We start from the raw sequence: 24,466 nt of genomic DNA, 5'->3' as shown, positions 1-24,466 counted from the left end.
CTGCCGCGAAGGTTACTAATGTGAAAGGTGGACGCTACCCCCGCATTTACGCTTTCAAGCCAGATAGGATTTTTGTTAACACCCAAGGTTGGCAGACGGTGACGGAACAAAGATGCCCTCAAAAGCTTATTTGAACCGGTGGTCCCTCCCAATTCCTCGATACGCCGGTAGACCTGAGCAGGACCTCCGCGTCGACCCCGGTTCTTGCCAGGCTTTCCAGATCCCACTCGAAGAAACTGCAAAAAGCCAGGAAAACCTTGCTTGATACCGCTGAGGTCAATCTTACCGTCGAGTAATTCACGGGGAGCTTCATCCTGATGAGTTCAGAGACAGTCCACACTAAAGTTCTTAGACGGAAATGCCATACTGACTCCTGATGAATCTTGATCTGTTGATAAGTAAGAGGGAACCTCTGCTTGCGTAGATCCAGCTCATGAGGTAACGAACCTGGGAGCAGCGATTGTAAATTCCGAATGTTCACTCTCTTCGGATCTTTCGTAACTTTATACAGCTCATCTACGCCCGCTTCGATAAGGGCTGCATAGGCGTCGTCTCTTGAGTCGATGGACTTTTCGACCTTAACTGTAGCTTTTTTAGGTGCATGGAGTTTTGCCATTAACCATGCGTTATCATTTTCTAGAATCCATTGCGTAGGTTTGTACGCCTTCTTCCAGAGGTACTCGATATCGGCATCGGTACGTAGCGCTAAAAGCAACTCGATTTTTTGGCGATATCTAGTTTTTTGGCTTAGACGCGATTCTTCGACTTTGGGCGCTCGCGGAGAAACAGCGGCACTCAGCAGGATAGACTCATTTTTCAGAGCCTCTTCAAAGCCATCTGCACTGGAAAACAAGTGAAGAGCAATGATCAAATGCCGCGCGAGCGGCATATTTAGCTGACCTTTGTCTGATTTGAGCCGGATCCATTGCTCATGCTTCCCGGTGTTATAGGCCGGATCAATTTGCGCCAAAAGCTCGTCGCCGTAAGCGCTTTGGATGCTGTCGAACAGTTTTGCAATACCCGCATTTTTTCCGAAAATGAATCCGCGCTTCTTGCATTGGCGGACGTAGCACGAACTCAATACCGTACTGCCTATCGGAGGGATATTGCGTTGCAGGATATCGTGTGCGAACAGAGCGACTTTCTGTTCCATCTTTGACCCCTTGTGTATTGCTGCGCTGTTTAACGGGCTCCAGCCGCATGCACATGGCTCAGTCAGATTGGGAAGCAGCTTCAATTTACGGTAGAACGGGCGAGAGCACTCGGGGCAGGCATGGATCAATGCGTCGCCATGACGCCAACAGACGGCAACACCGGGTATCTGGTGAGATCGATGCCAGTAGGCAGAACCCCGCTCAATCAGATCTTCCTGAACGCAGGTAGGACAAAGCTTAGCCTTGCCATGGGTGGACTCTTCTCTGCGGGGCACCCGTACCACCCCGTCATAACCCAGTGGCCCTACGTCGTTCTCCGGCCCCTGCTTAACGCCAAGAAACGGCCGGTAAGCAGGAAAAGTAGTATTGCTACTGATCAACTCTGCGAGATTGCTCTCCGATTGCCCCGGCAGCCTGTGCGCGAGCCTCTCGATCTGCTTGGGTACGATGCCACCGATGCAAAAGGGTTTCGATGCGAACAAATCGCGATAGGTTTCCGTCGCGGTTCTGTTACCTGACAGATAGTGATATCGGGTGACACGAGAGTAAAGCATTTCATCCGGCATCGAAACGGGGAAAAATAATAGATCAGACATCATTTACCGATTAAAGGTAGGGCTCGAAGAGAATGTGCATCCGGGGGCAGTATATATGCAACCCCTAAAATTCTGTATCCGGTCTGGATTTGAAAATGACACAGCCGCTCAACTTTGAATCGTAGTGAATTCATCTAACTCCTGCCGCGCCCGTATTCCTCGAATACAAAACACGTATCGATAAACCCGCGTAGGTCAGCCCATGCCGGTTGCAAAACTATTTCGGTTGATCGCGGGTTAGTACGTTTACATGCTGATCGTGATGGTATGCCGGACCTTTTCTGGAGGTGAATTTTTTCATTAACAGCAAAATAACGGGTTTATGGTGAATTGATTTAGAACTTTTTTAGATGGAGGGGGAATGTCCAGCTGGATTACAGCATGGGTCGAATGCTCGCGACCCGGTAGAGCGAAGAACGTGATACAGGCTTGCCCTCCGAGAGCAATTGGCATCTAGCCCATCGCAGACGCCTATCGTGAAAGCCTTCGATTGGTTCACATACTTTGTCGAGCATCGCTGCACAGAGAGGAAGCTTGCAGAGCTGTTTTTCGAAGCGGGATAGGACATGAAGCTCACGACCAATCCTCGTACGCGAAATGCGGACAGGCTTACCCGCAAGAGCATAAAGCGCGTCAGCACACTGACGGACTTCGCCGGCCAGTCTCGCATCGAGGGCAGCGAACATTTCGGTGCTATTTAGACGAGGCGTACGATGTGGGCTTGGGTTTGCAGTAGACTCCGAAAGCCACTGCCTATCGTGGCGATACAGCCACGCATACCCCCTGCATGCATGTGCTTTGTAAAATCGATAATCAGCCTCGAAAGCCGCGCGTCTTGCGCATAGCTCAATGTGAAATCGTGCCTCCCTCCAATCATCTTGCCCGCCAGGTACATTTCGGATGTGACGATAGACATACGCCAATGAAACGCTTAGAACCGCAGCGATCTTTTTGGCATCAGCTCCTTCAAGAGCATGTCTCCACACAGCGGCTGACGAACAGTCCAGGCCTTGACCAGGCATCACCGCAGAAGGACGCGTGGGAAGTCTAATGTGAGCTTCCGGGCCACATGCCACCGCCTGTTTCACAGGGCATTGGCCATGCAGCAAGCTCACCATGTCAATGCCCAGAGCACCAGCCAATAAAATGTATTTGAGCGGATGGTGGGAGGTTATAGGCGTACGAAGCAGCTTGGTGACCCATGAGGCGGGTGTACCTGCACGAACTTCCCCGAGTATAGAAAATTCCCATTCTTGCGGGAGTGCGGCAAAAAAATCGGTCATGTGCTCCGCCAGCATGTGCAGGTGCAAGCGATGGTTATCAGAAGCAAGGTTGAGCTGCGTTGCCCTGTGTAAAAGCGTGCAGCGCACCGCCTCCGCCGACAAAGCAGTGACTTCAGACTCAAGGACCTGAAGTGAGCGCAAAGCTATTTCGTGAAGCGGCGGCATGCACCGCAACGGGGTGTCGAGGAGTACTGTGTGTGCTTGCACATTCCCATCATTGGGCAGATTGAGTTGTCGAGAGCTGCGGCTGGACCAGCGAGGATCAAGGATCCTGAGTGACGTGCCGTGATGCGGACATACCAGCACGCCTGGAAGCATGTGGACCCTGTGCCAGTAAGCGACTCCCCGTTGAGCCTGATCTTGGGCGATACATTCTGGGCATAACCGCACTCGGGAGGCGAATCCAATACGGCTCGCGTTGACGCCCAGCTTTAACATCAAGCCTTTCCCATCAGCGGTCATCAGCGTCCGAGCGTGTTCAACCTGGCTCATCCTCAAAAACGGCGCATAGTAGGGTAATAATGTGTGGCGCATGAGGACCTCGGCTACCGATAGCTCGGTACCGCTGGGTAGCGCGTCGACAAAATCCCCTAGATGGCTCGGGAATGCCACATTTTGTGAAAATGCTGCCGCCGATTTCAGTCCGGCAAATGCTGCTTGGCAATTACGAACACCACAAAGACGGGTGTAGCGAGAAATCACGCTGTGCAGCGTCTCGTCGGGAAACGCGGCGGGGAAGAAATGGAGTTTAAGGTGCACTTCACCACCCTCTGACTCACGATTTGTGATACATCGGTGAGAACTCAAACAGGTCCTCGTTGAGCCAGCCCGCAGCGCGCAGAGCGTCGAGGGGAGCGTCATGTTCGCTAAGCGCTTTAGCCTCTGAGCTTTCCACAGCAGTAGCAATCGGCGATGGGTGGTCTTTCGCAAGGATGCTTGGAGATGGGTCTGCCGGCTTCTCACGGGATACAACGCTTCGAAGCAAGGCAAGGCGATCCTCTCGTGCCAAACCATCGAAGACCATCATTTCGCTCAGCTGATCCTCAATCGGCAGCAAATCGTCGAACTGCCGCATCCGCTTCGGATCTCGGCTACGCAGAGCTGAAAGGGCTGGCTTTAGAATCTGCATTTTTGAGTTGCTTACCTTCACCAGGATCTCAGCAGTCAAACACTCCGAGCCACTCTGGACCGCATAACGCTGACTCAATACCAGCAGCTTGACCAGGAAATCTGTGACGCCTTGAGTGTGCTCATACAGCATGTCAAAAATCTCGTCGGTCAGCTCAGCAGTCTGTTTGCACCACTGATAGCTCCAAAGATTTTCGACCAACAACCGCCACTCCTCATCATCCTTTTCGAAGCGTTTGAATTCGAGCGTACCGGCACCACAGACTCGGCGGGCAGTCCGCATGGCTTCAGAGAACAAGCTAATCGTCGAATTCGTGCCACTGAAAACGACCGGGATACCAATGTTGTTTACCAAATGCAGAAAAAAATTCAGCATGCTCTCCTTACCACCGGTTTTCGCCAGGTGGAGGTTTTGCAGCTCGTCGATCAATAAGGCGCCGATGAAAAATGTGCTGGCCACCTGCTCCATCTGTTGCAGCGCATCATTGATGTTTCGATGCCTGTAGCGCTTGTGGTAGTCCTTGTCTCCTAGAGCGTCACCCACCGCATAAAAAAACTGCTGACAAAATCCAGCCAGCGATCCATCCCGAGGGCAGTCAAGCTTCAGCCATGTGATTTGGGTATGAACAAACTGCTTTCCCTCATAGCGCTCATGACGGATTGTCTGTGGATAAAGGCTCAAAATGGCGTGGAGTGCCGTTGACTTGCCAATGCCGCTCAGGCCAACGACGGTAAACGTTTCTGCAGTGGACTTGAACGCATCGTGGTAACGCTGAGCCCCAGATAAAGAATGCAAATGCCGGACGGTAGCGGGCGACATCGGGTTACGCCCAACATACCCTCGACGAATGAGCAGTGAGAACAGGGCCTCCAATTCCAGATGTAGCAAGAACGGCTGTACCACGGTTCTTAGCCGGTCGATACAGTGAATTCGAGTGGCTCCTTCGAGAGTCAGCTCTTTCGGATCCACCGGCTGAGGAAAATTCGAGATCAGCTCAACAGCCGCCGCCTCTGACAATATCGGAGGCAAAGCTTCGATAAGCGGGTTACCCGCATACTCACTAATGTCCTGTCTGACGTAATTGGCAAACGTCTGTGCACCTTTCATTTTGCCTGTCCTGGCCGAATTCTTTTGAGCAAATCGATAACCTGCGCAGTGCGCTCGCCGGCATATGAATCATGCGCTTTCGGTGTCAATTCAGATTGAAGTGAAGCTGGCTCCGCCCTGACGCCTTCAGGAACAACCGCATTTTCACGCTCACGGAGACGTTCTTCTGCGCGGTTCTCGCGGATGTTTCCAGTGGCCTCTGCCTTGGTGGGCGGAGCAGGTTCCAGTTTTCGTTCTGCGAGTGCATGACTGATGATCTGGTGGACCTGATCGCTAAGCTGCACACGGCTTTCCAGCTCGGCTCGCCGGCGAGTAGGCGGTTTTTGGCGATAGGCTTCGAGCAGATCAAAAATCTCGTCCGAGCGGTAATTCGCGTAACCGGCATCCGATCGTCGAAGATCACAACGGATAAACTGCTTGGCCTCTCCCTGAATCCAAATGTGTGCCGCAGAGTTCGGATCGAACCAACACTCTATTGACCAAACGCCCCCTTTGCGAGCCTTGGCAAACCAATCTTTCTCTATGGCCATATCACACACGTAGTGCATGCCGCGAAACATCACTCCGCCCTTTTGAACGGTCGCGCGCTCACGGGGTAAAAGGTGGAGATAAACCAGCTCGTCGGGACGTTTGTTGGATTCCATCAGGTCGTTGTCGCAGGCCCAATTCCATATCCCGTTGGGCGTAGGTTCAACGCCGTCATTCATCATCGCTTGAGTCAGTCGGTCAGGCTGTCGATGGTGCCGGTTATAGTGGAGCACGCAATTAATGAGGATTTGGGTGAACTCTTTGAGATTCAGCGTGGCATCGAGCCGGTAATCTCGCTCGCCGCGCTCTTTGTCCCGCGCAGCCACCCCGCCAGGTAGCCATCTGATACCCGTCAAATCATTCAAAATGCCAAACCGACTTTCTACCATAGGCTTCCAATCAGGCCGATAAGGTGGAGCAGTGCCCATCTCAATTCCCAATCCTGAGGATAACCCCTCTGCTGCGAGTGACAGCATCTCTCCCCGGTCGGCGTAAATCTGGTGGGGCAGGTGGTGACAATTCCAATCATCTGCATTGATTTCAACGCCGTTCTGAGCGCAGAACTCGACTTTGGAGGTAAACGCGTTGAACAGCGCTTGTCTCGCCCCATTCCAACTAGGGCCCTCCAATCCTACATAGAGACCAGCAATCATTCCGGAGAAACTATCCACTACGATATAAACGACGGGCCGACCAATGAGCATCCGTCTAGAGTAGCTGTTGACCAAATAAATATCGGCAATCGTTGCGTCGATTTCGAACTGATGACAGGGTCCACGCAGCCAATCGCGAACGGTACCTGAAAGCGGACGGCAATCCTTTAACCACCTTCTCAACCCTTTACGGCCACGCTCGGTTGCAATCTCGTCGAAAAAAATCTGTCCCCAATATTGGAACTGCCTCAAGCTGGGGAGTTCTGAACTAGGCAACAAACGAAGCTCTTCTTCACTGTTTTTGGAGATGTCTCGAACAGAGTAGAATCGTCTCAACATTTCGTCATATGCGCTCGAAATAGAAGATTTCTTATCTCTTACATAAAGAGCATATCCAACACGGATGCATCGTTTATCAACGGCACTGAGCATCTTGGAAGGCGAAGTAAGAACGCCTTGAAATTTAGGCTTTCGCCCTGGTGGCCTGCTCGGATCATATTTTCTATCGGCAATACCTACTGCCGTATAATTGTTAAGCAATGAGTTGCGAACTTGACCATAAGACCAATAGCGGTAAAGAAGCCGATAGATGGTTTTCCGCTGGATTCCGAGCTCTGACGCCCGTTTGCTAACAAGTCGGCCTAACTCACCTCGTACAAATATTTGTCCTGGGTATTCAGGATCTAGCAGAGGGGCGATGACGGCCCACTTTTCGTCCCGGCCTTGCTTGGCTCTCTCATCCAACTGTTCCTCAAGCACAAGCATAAACTCTGGCGTGGTAATGGCTGCTGGTTTGGTGTGACCAGACGCTATCGAGCGACGCAGCTCCTCCAGACCAACCGCGTACGGCTGTCGGGGTGGGTCAGCTAGATCTATCACAACTGCTAAGTCTTGCGTTTCATCGTGGTAAAGGAGCCTGGCTATCGTAGCGATGACCGACAGATCGGTTACAGGCTCGAAGACGTCATTAACGAGAACAGTCATGACATTTTCTCCTTCAACGATACTTGGACAGGGCTCGGGGAAACTTCGAAGTCAGGGACTAGACCAGTAAGGTGGAGAGGAGTGTTAACCAAATCTATTTTCAGTATTTTGTTCCAAACCAGATGGAAGAAAATTGCTTGAGCGTCTATGTAGGAAATGGAAAGAAGGGACGCTATTTTTCTTAGACAGGTGGCCAAGGTCCACGAATATTCCCGGGAGTTTGCTAGGCACTCGATAAAATTCGAATGCAACGGGGCTTTCATTAAATCACGAGAGAGCTTCGAGTATTTTCTGATAAGTCCAAGATTTTTGATCAAATCCCGTGTCACAAATTCGTCTGTGACGATTTTCCAATCAACACCTTGGCTTTCCCAAAAGCGCTTTTCAATCTCAAGTTTTTCAAGCGTTCTTTTACTGCCGCTGCCAACTAAATCGGAACGATACTTCACCGTCCTCGCTACCGATTTGAAGTTTCCGCTCGGGTCCTTAACAGTTAACAGGAAATCTGTTGTCATCACATAAGGCAGTGTTGTTCTAGGGTATCTTGGATAACGTACATCGATCGCCGACGCTATCGCCTGCGCACGCTCTGTGGGTAGTAACGGGTATTGCTCCCGGATATCCACGACGTCTTCAGAAAATTCACACACAAGAAAGTAAGAACGCTCGAGATCTGACAGGAGGTGATGAATCCTCTCGATCCTCACACCTTGGATCTTGTGCGAACGACCAATCGACGGGACATCTTGTACCCGCAGCCAAGGCACGTAGCTTGCCCCGGCGCCTTCGCCAAATCCATTTGCAATGTGCCGTTCAATGTCCTGCTGTGATGCAAATTTACGACCTCGCAACCCACGCCTCCTCAGTCGATGCGGACCGCTTCACCTCGCGTCGAGAAAAAGTCGTAGAAGGACACGACTGCCAAAGCGGCCGTATTCAAAACATTTTCCAGACTACACCCGGTAAAAGTTGAAGCGATGAATCCAGACCAAAGGAAAAGCCTGGACAGGAAAACCCCCGTAGATACGGGGGTTTGAGCCTTGTGTCAATCTATGTTCTTAAGTGTCAAACTTTATTGTTTTGTGTCAATCCTTATTGTTCAAAACCAAGAGCTTAGATCAACGGTGGATAACTTATTCCACGGTGACCGATTTCGCCAGGTTGCGCGGCTGATCAACGTCGGTGCCCTTGAGCACGGCGACGTAGTAAGACAGCAGTTGCAGCGGAATCGTATAAAGGATCGGCGAGAGAATGTCGTGGATGTGCGGCATTTGCACCACATGGGTACCTTCGCCGTTGGTCATGGCAGCCTTCTCATCCGCGAACACGATCAACTCGCCGCCGCGAGCGCGGACTTCCTGCAGGTTGGATTTGAGCTTTTCCAGCAGTTCGTTGTTCGGCGCGACAGTGACCACCGGCATGTCGTTATCCACAAGTGCCAGCGGGCCGTGCTTGAGCTCGCCGGCCGGGTAGGCCTCGGCGTGGATGTAGGAGATTTCCTTGAGTTTCAAGGCACCTTCCATCGCGACCGGGAATTGCGCACCACGGCCGAGGAACAGGGTGTGGTTTTTCTCGGCGAACAGCTCGGCGATTTTTTCCACGGTGCTGTCCATCGCCAGCGCTTCGCCGAGACGGGTCGGCAGGCGACGCAGTTCTTCGACGAGTGTGGCTTCGACGCCGTTAGCCAGAGTGCCGCGCACCTGACCCAGCGACAGGGTCAGCAGCAACAGGCCTACCAGTTGTGTGGTAAAGGCTTTGGTCGAGGCCACACCGATTTCGCGGCCGGCCTGGGTCAACAGGGTCAGATCGGATTCGCGCACCAGCGAGCTGATGCCGACGTTGCAGATCGCCAGGCTGGCGAGGAAGCCCAGCTCCTTGGCATTGCGCAGCGCCGCGAGGGTGTCAGCGGTTTCACCGGACTGCGAGATGGTCACGAACAGCGTGTCTGGCTGCACTACCACTTTGCGATAACGGAATTCGCTGGCGACTTCGACCTGGCACGGAATACCGGCCAGCTCTTCGAGCCAGTAACGCGCGACCATGCCGGCATGATAACTGGTGCCGCAGGCGACGATCTGCACATTGCGCACTTTGGCAAACAGCTCGGCGGCTTGCGGACCGAAGGCCTCAACCAGCACCTGATTGTTGCCCAGGCGACCTTCGAGGGTGCGTTGGACCACGGCCGGTTGTTCGTGGATTTCCTTGAGCATGTAGTGGCGGAACTCACCCTTGTCGGCGGCTTCGGCACCATCGGTGTACTGCACGGTAGCGCGTTCGACGGCATTGCCGGTTACATCCCAGATCTGCACGCTGTCGCGACGGATTTCAGCGATATCGCCTTCTTCCAGGTACATGAAACGGTCAGTGACCTGACGCAGAGCGAGTTGGTCGGAAGCAAGGAAGTTCTCGCCCAGGCCCAGGCCGATCACCAATGGACTGCCACTGCGCGCGGCGACCAGACGATCCGGTTGCTGTGCGTTGATCACTGCCAGACCGTAGGCGCCATGCAGCTCCTTGACGGTCGCTTTGAGCGCGGCAGTCAGGTCCGGTTGTTCCTTGAGCTTGTGGGTCAGCAGGTGGGCGATGACTTCGGTGTCGGTGTCCGAGCTGAACGAGTAACCCAAAGCTTTAAGTTGCTCACGCAGGGCTTCGTGGTTCTCGATGATGCCGTTGTGCACCACCGCAATGTCACCGGAAAAATGCGGGTGGGCATTGCGCTCGCACGGCGCGCCATGGGTAGCCCAACGGGTGTGGGCGATACCGAGACGGCCGGCCAGCGGCTGTTCGGCCAGCGCGGTTTCCAGTTCGCTGACCTTGCCCGGACGGCGCATGCGTTCCAGGGTCTGGTCGTTGGTATAAACCGCCACACCGGCGCTGTCATAGCCGCGGTATTCGAGGCGCTTCAGGCCTTCGAGAAGGATGGCGGTGATATTACGTTCAGCTACTGCGCCGACAATGCCACACATGGTTATTTCTCCTGACTGACAGCCGCACAGATCAAAGTGATCCCGCGGGCCTGAAGCTGATCGCGTGCCTCGACAGACAGGCGATCATCGGTAATGAGGGTATGGATGCTGCTCCAGGGCAGCTCCAGGTTGGGAATCTTGCGACCGATCTTGTCGGCCTCGACCATGACGATCACTTCTCGCGCAACGTCGGCCATCACCCGGCTGAGGCCGAGCAGTTCATTGAAGGTGGTGGTGCCGCGCACCAGATCGATACCGTCAGCGCCGATGAACAGTTGATCGAAGTCGTAAGAGCGTAGTACCTGCTCGGCGACCTGGCCCTGAAAGGATTCCGAGTGCGGATCCCAAGTGCCGCCGGTCATCAGCAGCACTGGCTCGTGTTCCAGTTCGCTCAAGGCATTGGCGACATGCAGCGAGTTGGTCATCACCACCAGACCCGGTTGCTGGCCCAGTTCGGGAATCATCGCGGCGGTGGTGCTGCCGCTGTCGATGATGATGCGCGCGTGCTCGCGGATGCGTTTGACCGCCGCGCGGGCGATCGCCTGCTTGTACTTGGAAATACTCTGCGCCGTTTCTGCGACCAGCTCTTGCGGCATGGTGATCGCACCGCCATACCGACGCAGCAACAGACCATGGGTTTCCAGCGCAGCGAGATCCTTGCGAATCGTAACTTCGGAAGTTTCGAAACGCTTGGCCAGCTCATCCACACTGACTTCGCCCTGCTCGTTGAGCAAGGCGAGGATGTTATGACGACGCTGAGGAGTGTTGCGTTTGGACATGGCGGCTTAAGTTTCGATTCGAAAGATAACGCAAGCAATGAAACTCTATCGAAAGGTTTCCGTCAAGACGCGGGGAGAAAAATTCAGAAAGATTGAAATGACTGTGGGAGCGAGCCCGCTCGCGAAAGGGAGTCTCAGCCACTGAAGACGTGACTGACAAACCGCATTCGCGAACAGGCTCGCTCCCACAAGAGGTTGTGGAAAAATCAGGATTTGTTGATTTTTTCCGGCCGCTTCCAGCCGTCGATGTTCTTCTGACGGGCTCGGCCAACCGCCAGCTGAGCGTTATCCACATTTTGCGTGATGGTCGATCCGGCCGCAGTGGTTGCACCGTTGGAGATATCCACAGGGGCGACCAGCGAGTTGTTGGAGCCGATGAACACGTCAGCACCCAGGACGGTTTTCCACTTGTTGGCGCCATCGTAGTTGCAGGTGATGGTGCCGGCGCCGATGTTGGTGCGCGCGCCGATCTCGGCATCGCCCAGGTAAGTCAGGTGGCCAGCCTTGGCACCTTCGCCCATGTGTGCATTTTTCAGCTCAACGAAGTTACCCACATGAGCGCGCGCTTCGAGCACAGTGCCCGGGCGCAAACGCGCGAAGGGACCGGCGTCGCTGCCTTCACCGAGAATGGCCCCTTCGATATGACTGTTGGCCTTGATCACCACGCCTTTGCGCAGGGTACTGTCCTTGATCACGCAGTTCGGGCCGATCTGTACGTCGTCTTCAATGATGACCTTGCCTTCGAGGATCACGTTGATATCGATCAGCACGTCGCGGCCGACGCTGACTTCGCCGCGTACGTCGAAGCGGGCCGGGTCACGCAGAGTCACGCCCTCAGCCATCAGGCGACGGCCGGCGCGCAACTGGTAATGACGCTCCAGTTCAGAGAGCTGCTTGCGATCATTGGCGCCCTGCACTTCCATTGGGTCGTGCGGTTGTTCGGTAGCCACCACCAAACCATCGCTGACCGCCATTTCGATTACGTCGGTGAGGTAGTACTCGCCCTGCGCATTGTTGTTCGACAGGCGACTCATCCAGTCCGCCAGACGATCGGCCGGCACAGCGAGGATGCCGGTGTTACCTTCGGTGATCGCACGTTGCGCTTCGCTGGCGTCTTTGTGCTCGACGATCGCCGCGACCTTGCCGTCAGCATCACGCACGATGCGGCCGTAACCGGTCGGGTCGTCCAGCTCAACAGTGAGCAAACCCATCTGGCCCGGCACGACATGCTTGAGCAGACGTTGCAGGGTTTCGACTTCAATCAGCGGCACATCGCCGTAAAGAATCAGCACAGTGTCGGCATCAATGAACGGCACCGCCTGGGCGGTGGCATGGCCAGTGCCCAGTTGCTTGTCCTGCAACACGAAATTCAGGTCATCAGCTGCCAGACGCTCACGCACCACATCGGCACCGTGACCGATCACCACGTGAATGCGCTGTGGATCAAGTTGCCGAGCGCTGTGGATAACATGGCCGAGCATGGAGTTGCCGGCAATCGGGTGCAGCACTTTGGGCAGCGCCGAGCGCATGCGAGTGCCTTGACCGGCCGCGAGGATAACGATTTCGAGAGACATGACTGGCTACCAATCCTGGGTGGTCAGCAACTGCGACCGGTTTGTGGGAATTCGGAAAAGAAAAAAGGGTAGCCGAGGCTACCCTTTTTTATCAATCGTACAATAAGCGGCTGACGGATTAACCGCCAAACTTCTTGCGGATCTGCTGGACGGTGCGCAGCTGGGCTGCAGCCTCGGCCAGACGAGTGGCAGCGGCGCCGTAATCGAAGTCCGCGCCTTTTTCGTTCAGGGCATTCTCGGCAGCCTTGAGAGCTGCCTGAGCCTGAGCTTCATCCAGGTCGGCAGCACGTTGCACAGTATCGGCAAGTACCTTGACCATGTTCGGCTGAACCTCGAGGAAACCACCGGAGATGTAGAACACCTCGGCTTCCCCGCCTTGCTTGATCAGGCGGATCGGACCCGGCTTGAGATTAGTGATCAGCGGCGCGTGACCCAGAGCGATACCAAGATCACCCAGTGCACCGTGCGCAATCACCATCTCGACCAGGCCGGAAAAGATTTCCCCTTCCGCGCTGACGATATCGCAATGGACTGTCATAGCCATCTGATTGCCTCAACCTAAATTAGCGCCCGTTGCCGGGCGCCGGGATTACAGTTTCTTGGCTTTCTCGATCGCTTCTTCGATGCCGCCAACCATGTAGAACGCTTGTTCTGGCAGGTGGTCGTAGTCACCGTTGAGGATGCCTTTGAAGCCAGCAATGGTGTCTTTCAGGGAAACGTATTTACCCGAAGCACCGGTGAAGACTTCAGCCACGAAGAACGGCTGCGACAAGAAGCGCTGGATCTTACGAGCACGGTTAACCAACTGTTTGTCGGCTTCCGACAGCTCGTCCATACCCAGGATCGCGATGATGTCTTTCAGCTCTTTGTAACGCTGCAGAACATACTGAACGCCGCGAGCGGTGTCGTAGTGGTCCTGACCGATCACGTTCGGGTCCAGCTGACGCGAAGTCGAATCCAGTGGATCTACCGCTGGGTAGATACCCAGAGAAGCGATGTCACGGGACAGAACGACGGTGGCGTCCAAGTGGGCGAAGGTGGTCGCTGGCGACGGGTCGGTCAAGTCGTCCGCAGGTACGTATACCGCTTGGATCGAGGTGATCGAACCTTCCTTGGTCGAAGTGATACGTTCTTGCAGAACGCCCATCTCTTCAGCCAGGGTCGGCTGGTAACCTACTGCCGAAGGCATACGGCCCAGCAGTGCGGATACTTCAGTACCGGCCAGGGTGTAACGATAGATGTTGTCGACGAACAGCAGAACGTCGTTACCTTCGTCACGGAACTTCTCGGCCATGGTCAGGCCGGTCAGTGCTACGCGCAGACGGTTTCCCGGCGGCTCGTTCATCTGACCGTAAACCAGTGCCACTTTGTCCAGAACGTTGGAGTCCTTCATCTCGTGGTAGAAGTCGTTACCCTCACGAGTACGCTCACCCACACCGGCGAACACGGAATAACCGCTGTGCTCGATGGCGATGTTACGGATCAGTTCCATCATGTTTACGGTTTTGCCTACACCGGCACCACCGAACAGACCGACTTTACCGCCCTTGGCGAACGGGCAGACCAGGTCGATAACCTTGATGCCGGTTTCCAGCAGGTCGTTGCCGCCTGCTTGCTCAGCGAACGAAGGTGCTGCGCGGTGAATGCCCCAGCGCTCTTCGGTGTCGATCGGGCCAGCTTCGTCGATCGGGTTACCGAGGACGTCCATGATCCGGCCCAAAGTCGCTTTACCGACCGGTACGGAGATGGCTGCGCCAGAGTCGGTGACTTCCAGACCGCGCTTCAAGCCCTCGGTGGAACCCATCGCAATGGTACGCACCACGCCGTCGCCCAGCTGCTGCTGAACTTCCAGGGTGGTTGCGGCCGCGCTTTGTACAGTCAGCGCGTTGTAGATGCTCGGTACGCTGTCGCGTGGAAATTCCACGTCGATAACGGCGCCGATGATTTGAACGATACGTCCGCTACTCATAGCTGGATCCTCTGAATATTTGAACCGTTAAACCGCGGCAGCGCCGCCGACGATTTCCGAGATCTCTTGGGTGATCGCAGCCTGACGCGCCTTGTTGTAGATCAGCTGCAAATCGCTGATCAAATCACCGGCGTTGTCGGTAGCGTTCTTCATCGCGATCATCCGCGCAGCCTGTTCAGCCGCGTTGTTCTCGACCACCGCCTGGTAGACCTGCGACTCGACGTAACGGACCATCAAGCCGTCAAGCAGCTCTTTGGCGTCCGGTTCGTAGAGATAGTCCCAGTGGTGCTTGAGATCCTGATCCGGGGTTGCCACCAGTGGAATCAACTGCTCCACGGTAGGCTGTTGCGTCATGGTGTTGATGAACTTGTTGGACACCACGGACAGGCGGTCGATACGGCCGTCCAGGTAGGCATCCAGCATCACCTTGACGCTGCCGATCAGGTCATTGATCGACGGCTCTTCACCCAGGTGGCTGATAGCTGCAACGACGTTACCGCCGAAGTTGCGGAAAAAGGCCGCACCCTTGCTACCGACTACACACAGATCAATCTCGACGCCGTTTTCGCGGTTTACCGCCATGTCCTTGACCAGGGCCTTGAACAGGTTGGTGTTCAAGCCGCCGCACAGACCACGGTCACTGCTCACGACGACATAACCGACGCGCTTGATTTCGCGGTCGATCATGAACGGGTGGCGGTATTCCGGGTTGGCGTTGGCCAGATGCCCAATTACCTGGCGGATACGCTCCGCATAAGGACGGCTAGCAGCCATGCGCATTTGTGCCTTGCGCATTTTGCTGACCGCCACTTTTTCCATGGCGCTGGTAATCTTTTGCGTGCTTTTGATGCTCGCAATCTTACTGCGAATCTCTTTTGCGCCTGCCATGTAACACCTATCAGGTTAGCAAGCGGGAGCCTCGCGGCTCCCGCTGCGGCTTACCAGGTTTGGGTGGCCTTGAACTTCTCGATACCGGCTTTCATGCCAGCGTCGATTTCGTCATTGAAGTCACCTTTAACGTTGATCTTGGCCATCAAATCGGCGTGATCGCGGTTGAAGAAAGCGATCAGCGCTTGTTCGAAGCTGCCGACCTTGGCGATTTCAATGTCAGTCAGGAACCCACGCTCAGCGGCATACAGCGACAGCGCCATGTCAGCGATCGACATTGGTGCGTATTGCTTCTGCTTCATCAGCTCGGTAACGCGCTGACCATGCTCAAGTTGCTTGCGGGTCGCTTCGTCCAGGTCAGAAGCGAACTGGGCGAATGCCGCCAGTTCACGGTACTGAGCCAGAGCGGTACGGATACCACCGGAGAGCTTCTTGATGATCTTGGTCTGAGCGGCACCACCCACACGGGATACCGAAACACCGGCGTTCACTGCAGGGCGGATGCCCGAGTTGAACATGGCCGATTCCAGGAAGATCTGACCGTCGGTGATGGAAATCACGTTGGTCGGAACGAACGCGGAAACGTCGCCAGCCTGGGTTTCGATGATCGGCAGTGCGGTCAGGGAACCGGTTTTGCCGGTCACTGCGCCGTTGGTGAACTTCTCTACGTATTCTTCCGAAACGCGGGATGCGCGCTCCAGCAGACGGGAGTGGAGATAGAACACGTCGCCTGGGTAAGCTTCACGGCCTGGTGGACGGCGCAGCAGCAGGGAGATCTGGCGGTAAGCCACTGCCTGCTTGGACAGATCGTCATAAACGATCAGCGCGTCTTCACCGCGGTCGCGGAAGAATTCACCCATGGTGCAACCGGAGTACGGTGCCAGGAATTGCAGCGCAGGAGATTCCGAAGCACTGGCAGCCACGATGATCGTGTTGGCCAGGGCGCCGTTTTCTTCCAGCTTGCGAACCACGTTGGCGATGGTCGATTGCTTCTGACCGATGGCTACGTAGACGCAGAAAATGCCGCTGTCTTTCTGGTTGATGATCGCGTCGATCGCCAGAGCGGTTTTACCGATCTGACGGTCACCGATGATCAGCTCACGCTGGCCACGGCCGACAGGGATCATGGCATCGACAGCCTTGTAGCCAGTCTGTACAGGCTGGTCTACCGACTTACGCCAGATCACGCCTGGAGCAACTTTCTCGACCGCGTCGGTCTCGGTGTTGCCCAGTGGACCTTTGCCGTCAACAGGGTTACCCAGAGCATCGACTACGCGGCCCAGCAATTCCTTACCAACAGGAACTTCGAGGATGCGGCCGGTGCACTTGGCGCTCATGCCTTCAGCCAGCGACTGGTAGGAGCCCAATACCACGGCACCTACGGAGTCCTGCTCCAGGTTGAGAGCCATACCGTAGACGCCGCCCGGAAACTCGATCATCTCGCCGTACATGACGTCGGCCAGACCGTGAATCCGCACGATGCCGTCAGATACGCTGACGACAGTGCCTTCGTTACGGGCTTGGGAGGTCACATCGAGCTTGTCGATGCGGCCCTTGATAATTTCACTTATTTCGGAAGGATTGAGTTGCTGCATTGCTCTGCTGCCCCTTCAAACTCAAGATTTCAATGCTTCGGCAAGTTTCGCGATTTTGCCGCGAATCGAGCCATCGATAACCAGGTCGCCGGCGCGGATCACGACACCACCAATCAAGGCAGCGTCCTCCGCAACTTGCAGGCGCACTTCCCGGTTGAGTCGTGCACTGAGAACCTTGGCGAGTTTGTCTTGCTGTTCTTGGTTCAATGCAAATGCACTGGTCACTTCAACGTCTACCGATTTCTCTTGTTCGGCCTTGTACAGGTCGAACAGAGCGGCGATCTCCGGCAGAAGCAGGAGACGGTCGTTTTCGGCAACGACGTTGATGAAATTGCGTGCCTTTTCATCAAACTTGTCGCCGCACACGTCAATGAACGTGGCGGCCTTTTCTGCGCTCGTCAGTCGCGGGGCCTTGAGCACGCGCTGCAGGGTGTCGTCTTGCGACACCGCTGCTGCCAGGCCGAGCATGGCTGACCAATTGGCCAGTTGCTGGTGGGCCTGAGCGTGCTCGAAGGCCGCCTTAGCGTAAGGTCGGGCCAACGTGGTCAGTTCTGCCATGATCGCCCTCGCTTAGATTTCAGCAGCCAGTTGGTTAACCAGCTCTGCGTGCGCGTTTTGATCGATTGTGGCACCCAGGATCTTCTCGGCGCCGCCAACAGCCAGCAAGCCCACTTGGGCACGCAGCTTGTCTTTGACGCTGTTCAGTTCCTGTTCGATCTCGGCTTGAGCCTGAACCTTCACACGGTCAGCGTCGATACGGGCTTTTTCAACAGCCTCTTCGACGATCTGGTTACCGCGTTTCTTGGCTTGCTCGATGATTTCAGCTGCCTGAGCTTTCGCTTCGCGCAGTTGCTGACCCGCTTTCTCTTGGGCCAACTCCAGGTCGCGAGCTGCACGGCTGGCAGCGTCCAGACCATCAGCGATCTTCTTTTGACGTTCGTGCAGAGCAGCGATGACCGGAGGCCATACATACTTCATGCAGAACAGTACAAAAATCAGGAACGCAACGGACTGGCCAATCAGGGTCGCATTAATGTTCACGCCAACACCTCGCAGTTACGTTGTCCATCACACCAAATTACCCGGAAGATCCGAGTAATCAGCCAGCGATCTGACCAACGAACGGGTTCGCAAAGGTGAAGAACAGAGCGATACCAACACCGATCATGGTTACGGCGTCGAGCAGACCGGCAACGATGAACATTTTTACTTGCAGCATTGGAACCATTTCTGGCTGACGCGCTGCGCCCTCCAGGAACTTGCCGCCCAGCAGGCCGAAACCAATTGCGGTACCCAGTGCGCCCAGGCCGATCAACAGTGCAACAGCGATAGCGGTTAGACCAACTACAGTTTCCATCTTTCCTCCCGACTTTTACGTCGTATGGTTTAGGTTTTTTAGATTAAAGCGGTAAAACAAATCGTTTCAGCTGCCCCGCAAGGAGCTCCCTCCCGTTTGACCGGGAGGAACATCAGACTAGTCGAGACTGGTCTTAATGGTTTTCTTCGTGCGCCATCGACAGGTAGACGATGGTCAGCATCATGAAGATGAACGCCTGCAGGGTGATGATCAGGATGTGGAATACAGCCCACGCCCACTGCAGAACAACGCCCAGGCCGCTGAGCCAGAGCAGGCCGCTGCCGAACATCACAGCGATCAGAATGAACACCAGCTCGCCGGCATACATGTTGCCGAACAGACGCAGAGCCAGAGAGATCGGCTTGGCGATCAGGGTGACGAATTCCAGCAGGAAGTTCACCGGGATCAGCAGGGCCTGAACGAAGATGTTCTTGCTGCCGAACGGGTGCAGGGTCAGTTCGCCGATGAAGCCGCCGATGCCCTTGACCTTGATGCTGTAGAAAATGATCAGTGCGAACACCGAGAACGCCATGCCCAGAGTCGCGTTCGGGTCGGTAGTCGACACGGCGCGGAACGGGATGTGGGCATCGCCGGAGATCAGGATGGCCAGCTGAGGAATCCAGTCGACCGGTACCAGGTCGACGGCGTTCATCAGGAACACCCAGACGAAGATGGTCAGCGCCAGCGGTGCAATCACCGGGCTACGGCCATGGAAGCTGTCTTTCACGCTGCCATCGACGAATTCGACCAATACTTCAACGAAGTTCTGCAAGGCACCCGGCTGACCCGAAGTCGCTTTCTTCGCCGCCATGCGGAAAAGAAGAACGAAGATCAGACCCAGCGCGACCGACCAGCCGAGGGTATCGACGTGGAAAGCCCAGAAGCCCATTTCCTTGGCCTCTGCTGCGGTGTGGGCAAAGCCCCAGCCGCCGTTGGGTAGCTGACCGAAAGTCAGGTTCTGCAAGTGGTGCTGGATATAGCCCGAAGCGGTTGTCTCTGCCATGGTTGCCTCAAACGCCCTAAGGTCTCGAAAGTCTTGTTCTCATCAGCAGGGGAGCGAACCAGCTGACCGACTGCGTCAGCACGAACACGCCGAATACTGCGATCGGCGCCAGTGGCTTCACACCTGCGAACACCAGTGCAAACAGCACTGCCGTCAAAATAAGTTTGCCTGCCTCGCCGGCATAAAAAGACCGGACGATGGACTGGGCTGCTCGGGCGCCGGAAAACCGAAATGCCCTGTGAGCGAAATAAACATTGGGCAGCAAGGCTATCAGGCCTCCGCAAAGTCCCGAGTATCCGGCAACGACTCCATGCCATTGCCAGAGCGCCAAAGCGGCAATGAGCAGAATGACAAATTGAGCCATCAACACCGGAAAAACCGCCAGGCGATGGAAAGGCAAGCGGTTTGGCGTGCGGGTTTCCATCACAGTTGCTCTCCAATGGTCGGCTGCCGAAATTCAATAACTTGGCATAATTTGTGCCGACAAAATGCGCGCAGAGTATAGGGGCGGTTCTGCCCCTATTCAACTGTCAGGTAGTGATTTCCGACTGCGCGCTACATGAGGAAATGTTTCAGCGGATGTGTGCGAGCACGCCTTGAAGCTCGTCGAGCGAGTTATAACCAATCACCAATTGGCCTTTGCCCTTCTTGCCATGGCGAATCTGCACCGCAGAGCCTAGGCGCTCGGCCAGGCGCTGCTCGAGGCGAGCGATGTCCGGGTCGGGTTTTGCAGCTTCCACAGGCTCCGGTTTGCCACTCAACCACTGACGAACCAGTGCCTCGGTTTGGCGCACAGTCAGCCCTCGTGCGACAACATGTCGCGCCCCTTCGACCTGCTGATTGTCCGGTAGACCGAGCAAGGCACGTGCGTGACCCATTTCCAGGTCACCGTGCGACAGCATGGTCTTGATCACTTCAGGCAGTGCAATAAGTCGCAACAGGTTAGCCACAGTCACCCGCGACTTACCCACAGCCTCGGCAACCTGCTGCTGAGTCAGCTGGAATTCCTGTTGCAAGCGCTGCAAGGCGACGGCTTCTTCGATCGGGTTGAGGTCTTCACGCTGGATGTTCTCGATCAGCGCAATCGCAATGGCGGTTTCATCCGGCACATCGCGAACCATCGCCGGGATGGTTTCCTGCCCGGCCTGCTGACTGGCGCGCCAGCGGCGTTCACCGGCAATGATCTCAAACCGACCGCCGCCAATCGGGCGCACCACGATCGGCTGCATCACGCCTTGGGCCTTGATCGACTGCGCCAGCTCTTCCAGGGCCTGCGGGTCCATGTCGCGGCGCGGCTGATATTTGCCGCGCTGCAGCAGGTCCAGCGGCAGGTGTTGCAGTTCGCGGGTGTCGGCCTGCGCGGCTTGTTCTTCCAGCGCGCTGACCGTCGGACCACTCAGCAGTGCATCCAGTCCACGTCCGAGACCTCGTTTCTTGACGGCCATGGGGATTCCTTAAGTTGGCTGAGCAGCAGCAATGCGTGAATTTTTGCGCTGACGACGAACCATCTCGCCCGCCAGAGCCAGATAGGCCAGGGCGCCACGCGATTGCTTGTCGTAAGCCAGCGCCGGCATGCCGTAGCTCGGTGCTTCGGCCAGGCGAATGTTGCGCGGGATCACCGTGTCGTACAGCTGATCGCCGAAGTGCTCCTTGAGCTGCGCCGAAACATCGTTCATCAGGCTCAGGCGCGGGTCGTACATGGTCCGCAGCAGGCCTTCGACTTTCAGGTTCGGATTGAGCAGTTCAGCGATGCGCTTGATGTTATCCACAAGGTCGCTCAAACCTTCCAGCGCAAAATATTCGCACTGCATGGGGATAATCACCCCGTCAGCGGCGACCAGTGCGTTGAGCGTGAGCATCGACAGCGACGGTGGGCAGTCGATCAGAATGTAGTCGTAGTTGTCACGGATCGGCGCCAGCGCACTGCGCAGACGGCTTTCCTTCATCTGCATTTCCAGCAGCACCACTTCGGCCGCGGTCAGATCGCGGTTGGCCGGCAGCAGTTGATAGCCGCCGTGCTCGGAGAAGTGCATGGCCTGGCCCAGGTCGCATTCACCGATCAGCAGATCGTAGACCGAGTTTTCCAGACCATGTTTATCCACACCGCTACCCATGGTGGCGTTGCCCTGTGGATCGAGATCGATCAACAGCACCCGGCGCTTGGTCGCGACCAGGGATGCTGCGAGGTTGATGCAGGTGGTGGTTTTGCCCACACCACCCTTCTGGTTCGCTATCGCGAATACCTTAGCCATTCTTGCTTGTGTTCCCAATCATGCCGTGCGGCGCAGTATCAGCAGATGGCGTTGGCCTTGGCAACCGGGGACGGCCAGGGCGTGTTCGCTATCGAGTTTGAAATCTGCCGGCAATGCTACCAGCTCATCGGCCGGATGAACGCCCTTCATTGCCAGCCAGCGTGTATCGGCATCGCCCAAGTGGCGAGTCCAGTTGGTGAAGTTTTCCATGCTGCTGAACGCCCGGGAAATGATCCCGTTGAACGGCTGCGCAGGCTGGAACGCTTCGACGCGACTGTGGATAACTTGCAGGTTATCCAGCTTCAGTTCGAGCTTGACCTGGGTCAGGAAGCGGGTTTTCTTGCCATTGCTGTCCAGACAGGTCACTTGCGAGCCCGGATACAGGATCGCCAGCGGGATACCGGGCATGCCACCGCCACTGCCTACGTCGAGCCAGCGCCCGTTTTCGATGAACGACATCACGCTGAGACTATCGAGCAAGTGCCGCGAAACCATTTCGTCCGGATCGCGCACGGCGGTCAGGTTGTAGGCCTGGTTCCATTTGATCAACAGGGCCAGATAACCCAGCAGCAATTCGTGCTGGGTTTCTGTGAGATTGACACCGAGCTCGCGGGCTCCTGTGGATAACTCTTCGGCGTGTTGCGAAGTGACCTTGGCACTCAAGCGCTTTGCTCCAACTGACGGCCCGCGCCGCGTTTTTTCAAATGAATCATCAACAGCGAAATCGCTGCCGGGGTCACGCCCGGGATCCGCGAAGCCTGGCCCAGCGTTTCGGGACGTGTGGCGCCGAGCTTGCTCTGGATCTCCTTGGACAGACCGGAGATGTTGGTGTAATCGATATCCACAGGCAATTTCGTGTCTTCGCTGGCGCGCAGACGAGCGATTTCGTCCTGTTGGCGGTCGATGTAACCGGCGTATTTGGTCTTGATCTCGACCTGCTCGGCGACCTGTGGATCTTCGGCGCCCTGCCCGGTCACTTCGACCAGACCGGCGTAATCGATTTCCGGACGGCTCAACAGGTTGAGCAGGTTGTATTCGTGAGTCAGCGGTGTGCCGAATTTCTCGGCAATCGCATCGCCCTGCGGGGTATTCGGCCTTACCCACGTGCTTTTCAGGCGCTGCTCTTCCAGTTCGATGCTTTCGCGCTTCTTGCAGAACGCCGCCCAGCGCGCGTCATCGACCAGACCGAGCTCGCGACCTTTTTCGGTAAGACGCAGGTCGGCGTTGTCTTCGCGCAGAATCAGGCGGTACTCGGCTCGCGACGTGAACATGCGGTACGGCTCTTGAGTACCGAGGGTGATCAGGTCGTCGACCAGAACGCCGATGTACGCTTCATCGCGGCGCGGACACCAGGCATCTTTGCGCTTGGCCCGCAGCGCGGCGTTGGCCCCGGCGAGCAGACCTTGAGCGCCAGCTTCTTCGTAACCGGTGGTGCCGTTGATCTGACCGGCAAAGAACAGACCGCCGATGACTTTGGTTTCCAGGCTGTACTTCAGGTCGCGCGGATCGAAGTAGTCGTACTCGATCGCATAACCCGGACGCACAATGTGCGCGTTTTCCATACCGCGGATCGATTGCACGATCTGCAATTGCACGTCGAACGGCAGGCTTGTGGATATCCCGTTCGGATACAGCTCATGGGTGGTCAGACCTTCCGGTTCGATGAACACCTGATGGCTTTCCTTGTCGGCAAAGCGATGAATCTTGTCTTCGATCGACGGGCAATAACGCGGGCCGACGCCTTCGATTTCACCGGCAGCGGAATACATCGGCGAACGATCGAGGTTCGCCGCGATGATTTCGTGGGTGCGGGCATTGGTATGGGTGATCCAGCAGCTGACCTGACGGGGATGCTGTTCCTTGTTGCCCATGAACGACATCACCGGAATTGGTGTATCGCCCGGTTGCTCGGTCATCACCGAAAAATCCACAGATTTGCCATCAATACGCGGCGGTGTACCGGTTTTCAGGCGCCCGACACGCAATGGCAACTCACGCAGACGGTGGGCCAGAGCAATCGACGGTGGATCACCGGCGCGACCGCCGGAGAAATTCTGCAAACCGATGTGGATAAGTCCGCCGAGGAATGTACCGGTGGTCAACACCACAGAATCGGCGAAGAAACGCAGCCCCATCTGTGTAACCACACCACGGACTTGTTCCTGCTGGACGATCAGGTCGTCAGCAGCCTGTTGAAATATCCACAGGTTCGGCTGGTTTTCCAGGATTTCGCGAACAGCTGCCTTGTAGAGAATCCGGTCGGCTTGTGCACGGGTGGCCCGTACGGCCGGACCCTTGCGGCTGTTCAACACGCGAAACTGGATGCCGCCCTTATCGGTAGCCATGGCCATCGCGCCGCCGAGGGCGTCGATTTCCTTGACCAGGTGGCTTTTGCCTATGCCTCCGATAGCCGGGTTACAACTCATGGCACCGAGGGTTTCCACGTTATGCGTCAGCAACAGGGTTTTTGCCCCCATGCGTGCTGACGCCAGTGCTGCCTCGGTACCGGCATGACCGCCGCCGATGACGATCACTTCAAAACGGGAAGGGAAATCCACCACGCACCTCGTGCCTGCTTAAGTAGGTCATTCAGGAAATAGTTGAGCTCAGGTTGCTGGACCTGGTCGGCAAGTATAGGGACTTCGCCCT

21 protein-coding genes are annotated in these 24,466 nt (G+C 55.9%); all 21 read right to left on the bottom strand.

The features are described from left to right. Positions 1-118: 118 nt before the first annotated feature. Complete coding sequence (locus F8N49_RS03210; protein ID WP_230082024.1) at positions 119-1,750, bottom strand: TniQ family protein; 1,632 nt, start codon at positions 1,748-1,750, stop codon at positions 119-121. Positions 1,751-2,124: 374 nt separating this feature from the next. Beyond that, the gene (locus F8N49_RS03205) at positions 2,125-3,792 is read right to left on the bottom strand and encodes a TnsD family Tn7-like transposition protein (protein WP_073470823.1); all 1,668 of its coding nucleotides are present in this window, start codon (positions 3,790-3,792) and stop codon (positions 2,125-2,127) included. A gap of 16 nt (positions 3,793-3,808) precedes the next feature. Further along, the gene (locus tag F8N49_RS03200; protein ID WP_151550774.1) at positions 3,809-5,269 is read right to left on the bottom strand and encodes an ATP-binding protein; all 1,461 of its coding nucleotides are present in this window, start codon (positions 5,267-5,269) and stop codon (positions 3,809-3,811) included. Beyond that, entirely contained in the window at positions 5,266-7,434 is a 2,169-nt protein-coding gene (locus F8N49_RS03195) for a Mu transposase C-terminal domain-containing protein (protein WP_039593187.1), read from the bottom strand. The genes F8N49_RS03200 and F8N49_RS03195 overlap by 4 nt, the downstream gene beginning before the upstream one ends. Further along, positions 7,431-8,285, bottom strand: a complete 855-nt coding sequence (locus tag F8N49_RS03190) for a TnsA endonuclease N-terminal domain-containing protein (RefSeq protein ID WP_039593186.1) — start codon at positions 8,283-8,285, stop codon at positions 7,431-7,433. The genes F8N49_RS03195 and F8N49_RS03190 overlap by 4 nt, the downstream gene beginning before the upstream one ends. Before the next feature lie 282 nt (positions 8,286-8,567). Further along, positions 8,568-10,400 carry a glutamine--fructose-6-phosphate transaminase (isomerizing) gene (gene glmS, locus F8N49_RS03185; protein ID WP_122698775.1) on the bottom strand — a complete coding sequence of 611 codons (1,833 nt, stop codon included), beginning with the start codon at positions 10,398-10,400 and terminating at the stop codon, positions 8,568-8,570. A gap of 2 nt (positions 10,401-10,402) precedes the next feature. Then, a complete protein-coding gene (locus F8N49_RS03180; RefSeq protein ID WP_016772409.1) occupies positions 10,403-11,179 on the bottom strand; it encodes a DeoR/GlpR family DNA-binding transcription regulator in 777 nt (258 codons plus the stop codon). Positions 11,180-11,385: 206 nt separating this feature from the next. Continuing rightward, a complete protein-coding gene (glmU, locus tag F8N49_RS03175; RefSeq protein ID WP_151550773.1) occupies positions 11,386-12,753 on the bottom strand; it encodes a bifunctional UDP-N-acetylglucosamine diphosphorylase/glucosamine-1-phosphate N-acetyltransferase GlmU in 1,368 nt (455 codons plus the stop codon). A gap of 118 nt (positions 12,754-12,871) precedes the next feature. Continuing rightward, a complete protein-coding gene (locus F8N49_RS03170; RefSeq protein ID WP_016772407.1) occupies positions 12,872-13,297 on the bottom strand; it encodes a F0F1 ATP synthase subunit epsilon in 426 nt (141 codons plus the stop codon). A 45-nt stretch (positions 13,298-13,342) separates the two neighbouring features. Next, positions 13,343-14,722: a F0F1 ATP synthase subunit beta gene (atpD, locus tag F8N49_RS03165; RefSeq protein ID WP_016772406.1), complete on the bottom strand. Its 1,380-nt coding sequence runs from the start codon at positions 14,720-14,722 to the stop codon at positions 13,343-13,345. A 27-nt stretch (positions 14,723-14,749) separates the two neighbouring features. Beyond that, entirely contained in the window at positions 14,750-15,610 is an 861-nt protein-coding gene (gene atpG, locus F8N49_RS03160) for a F0F1 ATP synthase subunit gamma (RefSeq protein WP_007911960.1), read from the bottom strand. A gap of 50 nt (positions 15,611-15,660) precedes the next feature. Next, positions 15,661-17,205 (bottom strand): F0F1 ATP synthase subunit alpha, encoded by a 1,545-nt coding sequence (atpA, locus tag F8N49_RS03155; protein ID WP_016772405.1) that lies wholly within the window; start codon positions 17,203-17,205, stop codon positions 15,661-15,663. Positions 17,206-17,226: 21 nt separating this feature from the next. Beyond that, positions 17,227-17,763 (bottom strand): F0F1 ATP synthase subunit delta, encoded by a 537-nt coding sequence (locus F8N49_RS03150; protein WP_016772404.1) that lies wholly within the window; start codon positions 17,761-17,763, stop codon positions 17,227-17,229. Between the two features lie 12 nt (positions 17,764-17,775). After that, positions 17,776-18,246 carry a F0F1 ATP synthase subunit B gene (locus F8N49_RS03145; protein WP_016772403.1) on the bottom strand — a complete coding sequence of 157 codons (471 nt, stop codon included), beginning with the start codon at positions 18,244-18,246 and terminating at the stop codon, positions 17,776-17,778. Positions 18,247-18,304: 58 nt separating this feature from the next. Next, positions 18,305-18,562: a F0F1 ATP synthase subunit C gene (gene atpE, locus F8N49_RS03140; RefSeq protein ID WP_003097235.1), complete on the bottom strand. Its 258-nt coding sequence runs from the start codon at positions 18,560-18,562 to the stop codon at positions 18,305-18,307. A 133-nt stretch (positions 18,563-18,695) separates the two neighbouring features. Continuing rightward, positions 18,696-19,565, bottom strand: coding sequence for a F0F1 ATP synthase subunit A (atpB, locus tag F8N49_RS03135; RefSeq protein ID WP_016772402.1), 870 nt, complete (start codon positions 19,563-19,565; stop codon positions 18,696-18,698). Positions 19,566-19,581: 16 nt separating this feature from the next. Then, positions 19,582-19,989, bottom strand: a complete 408-nt coding sequence (locus F8N49_RS03130; protein ID WP_016772401.1) for a F0F1 ATP synthase subunit I — start codon at positions 19,987-19,989, stop codon at positions 19,582-19,584. A gap of 148 nt (positions 19,990-20,137) precedes the next feature. Further along, entirely contained in the window at positions 20,138-21,010 is an 873-nt protein-coding gene (locus tag F8N49_RS03125; RefSeq protein ID WP_007960777.1) for a ParB/RepB/Spo0J family partition protein, read from the bottom strand. 9 nt (positions 21,011-21,019) lie between these two features. After that, entirely contained in the window at positions 21,020-21,817 is a 798-nt protein-coding gene (locus F8N49_RS03120) for a ParA family protein (protein ID WP_016772400.1), read from the bottom strand. A gap of 18 nt (positions 21,818-21,835) precedes the next feature. Continuing rightward, positions 21,836-22,480, bottom strand: a complete 645-nt coding sequence (rsmG, locus tag F8N49_RS03115; RefSeq protein WP_122698777.1) for a 16S rRNA (guanine(527)-N(7))-methyltransferase RsmG — start codon at positions 22,478-22,480, stop codon at positions 21,836-21,838. Further along, on the bottom strand, positions 22,477-24,375 hold the full coding sequence (gene mnmG / locus F8N49_RS03110; protein ID WP_151550772.1) for a tRNA uridine-5-carboxymethylaminomethyl(34) synthesis enzyme MnmG: 1,899 nt from the start codon (positions 24,373-24,375) through the stop codon (positions 22,477-22,479). Before mnmG ends, rsmG begins: the two co-directional genes overlap by 4 nt. Positions 24,376-24,466 lie beyond the last annotated feature (91 nt).

It is taken from the genome of Pseudomonas sp. GXM4 (genome assembly GCF_008923895.1).
GTDB classification, from domain to species: Bacteria; Pseudomonadota; Gammaproteobacteria; order Pseudomonadales; family Pseudomonadaceae; genus Aquipseudomonas; species Aquipseudomonas atacamensis.
The sequence above is the reverse complement of the archived record's forward strand: the minus strand, read 5'-3'. Positions and strand labels throughout refer to the sequence as shown.

Coding starts and splice junctions, on each gene's coding strand:
- F8N49_RS03130 (WP_016772401.1), bottom strand. CDS start 19,989: ATGGAAACCCGCACGCCAAACCGCTTGCCTTTCCATCGCCTGGCGGTT.
- glmU (WP_151550773.1), bottom strand. CDS start 12,753: ATGTCTCTCGAAATCGTTATCCTCGCGGCCGGTCAAGGCACTCGCATG.
- atpB (WP_016772402.1), bottom strand. CDS start 19,565: ATGGCAGAGACAACCGCTTCGGGCTATATCCAGCACCACTTGCAGAAC.
- F8N49_RS03150 (WP_016772404.1), bottom strand. CDS start 17,763: ATGGCAGAACTGACCACGTTGGCCCGACCTTACGCTAAGGCGGCCTTC.
- F8N49_RS03195 (WP_039593187.1), bottom strand. CDS start 7,434: ATGACTGTTCTCGTTAATGACGTCTTCGAGCCTGTAACCGATCTGTCG.
- F8N49_RS03200 (WP_151550774.1), bottom strand. CDS start 5,269: ATGAAAGGTGCACAGACGTTTGCCAATTACGTCAGACAGGACATTAGT.
- glmS (WP_122698775.1), bottom strand. CDS start 10,400: ATGTGTGGCATTGTCGGCGCAGTAGCTGAACGTAATATCACCGCCATC.
- atpG (WP_007911960.1), bottom strand. CDS start 15,610: ATGGCAGGCGCAAAAGAGATTCGCAGTAAGATTGCGAGCATCAAAAGC.
- F8N49_RS03180 (WP_016772409.1), bottom strand. CDS start 11,179: ATGTCCAAACGCAACACTCCTCAGCGTCGTCATAACATCCTCGCCTTG.
- atpA (WP_016772405.1), bottom strand. CDS start 17,205: ATGCAGCAACTCAATCCTTCCGAAATAAGTGAAATTATCAAGGGCCGC.
- F8N49_RS03125 (WP_007960777.1), bottom strand. CDS start 21,010: ATGGCCGTCAAGAAACGAGGTCTCGGACGTGGACTGGATGCACTGCTG.
- atpD (WP_016772406.1), bottom strand. CDS start 14,722: ATGAGTAGCGGACGTATCGTTCAAATCATCGGCGCCGTTATCGACGTG.
- F8N49_RS03210 (WP_230082024.1), bottom strand. CDS start 1,750: ATGTCTGATCTATTATTTTTCCCCGTTTCGATGCCGGATGAAATGCTT.
- atpE (WP_003097235.1), bottom strand. CDS start 18,562: ATGGAAACTGTAGTTGGTCTAACCGCTATCGCTGTTGCACTGTTGATC.
- F8N49_RS03170 (WP_016772407.1), bottom strand. CDS start 13,297: ATGGCTATGACAGTCCATTGCGATATCGTCAGCGCGGAAGGGGAAATC.
- F8N49_RS03120 (WP_016772400.1), bottom strand. CDS start 21,817: ATGGCTAAGGTATTCGCGATAGCGAACCAGAAGGGTGGTGTGGGCAAA.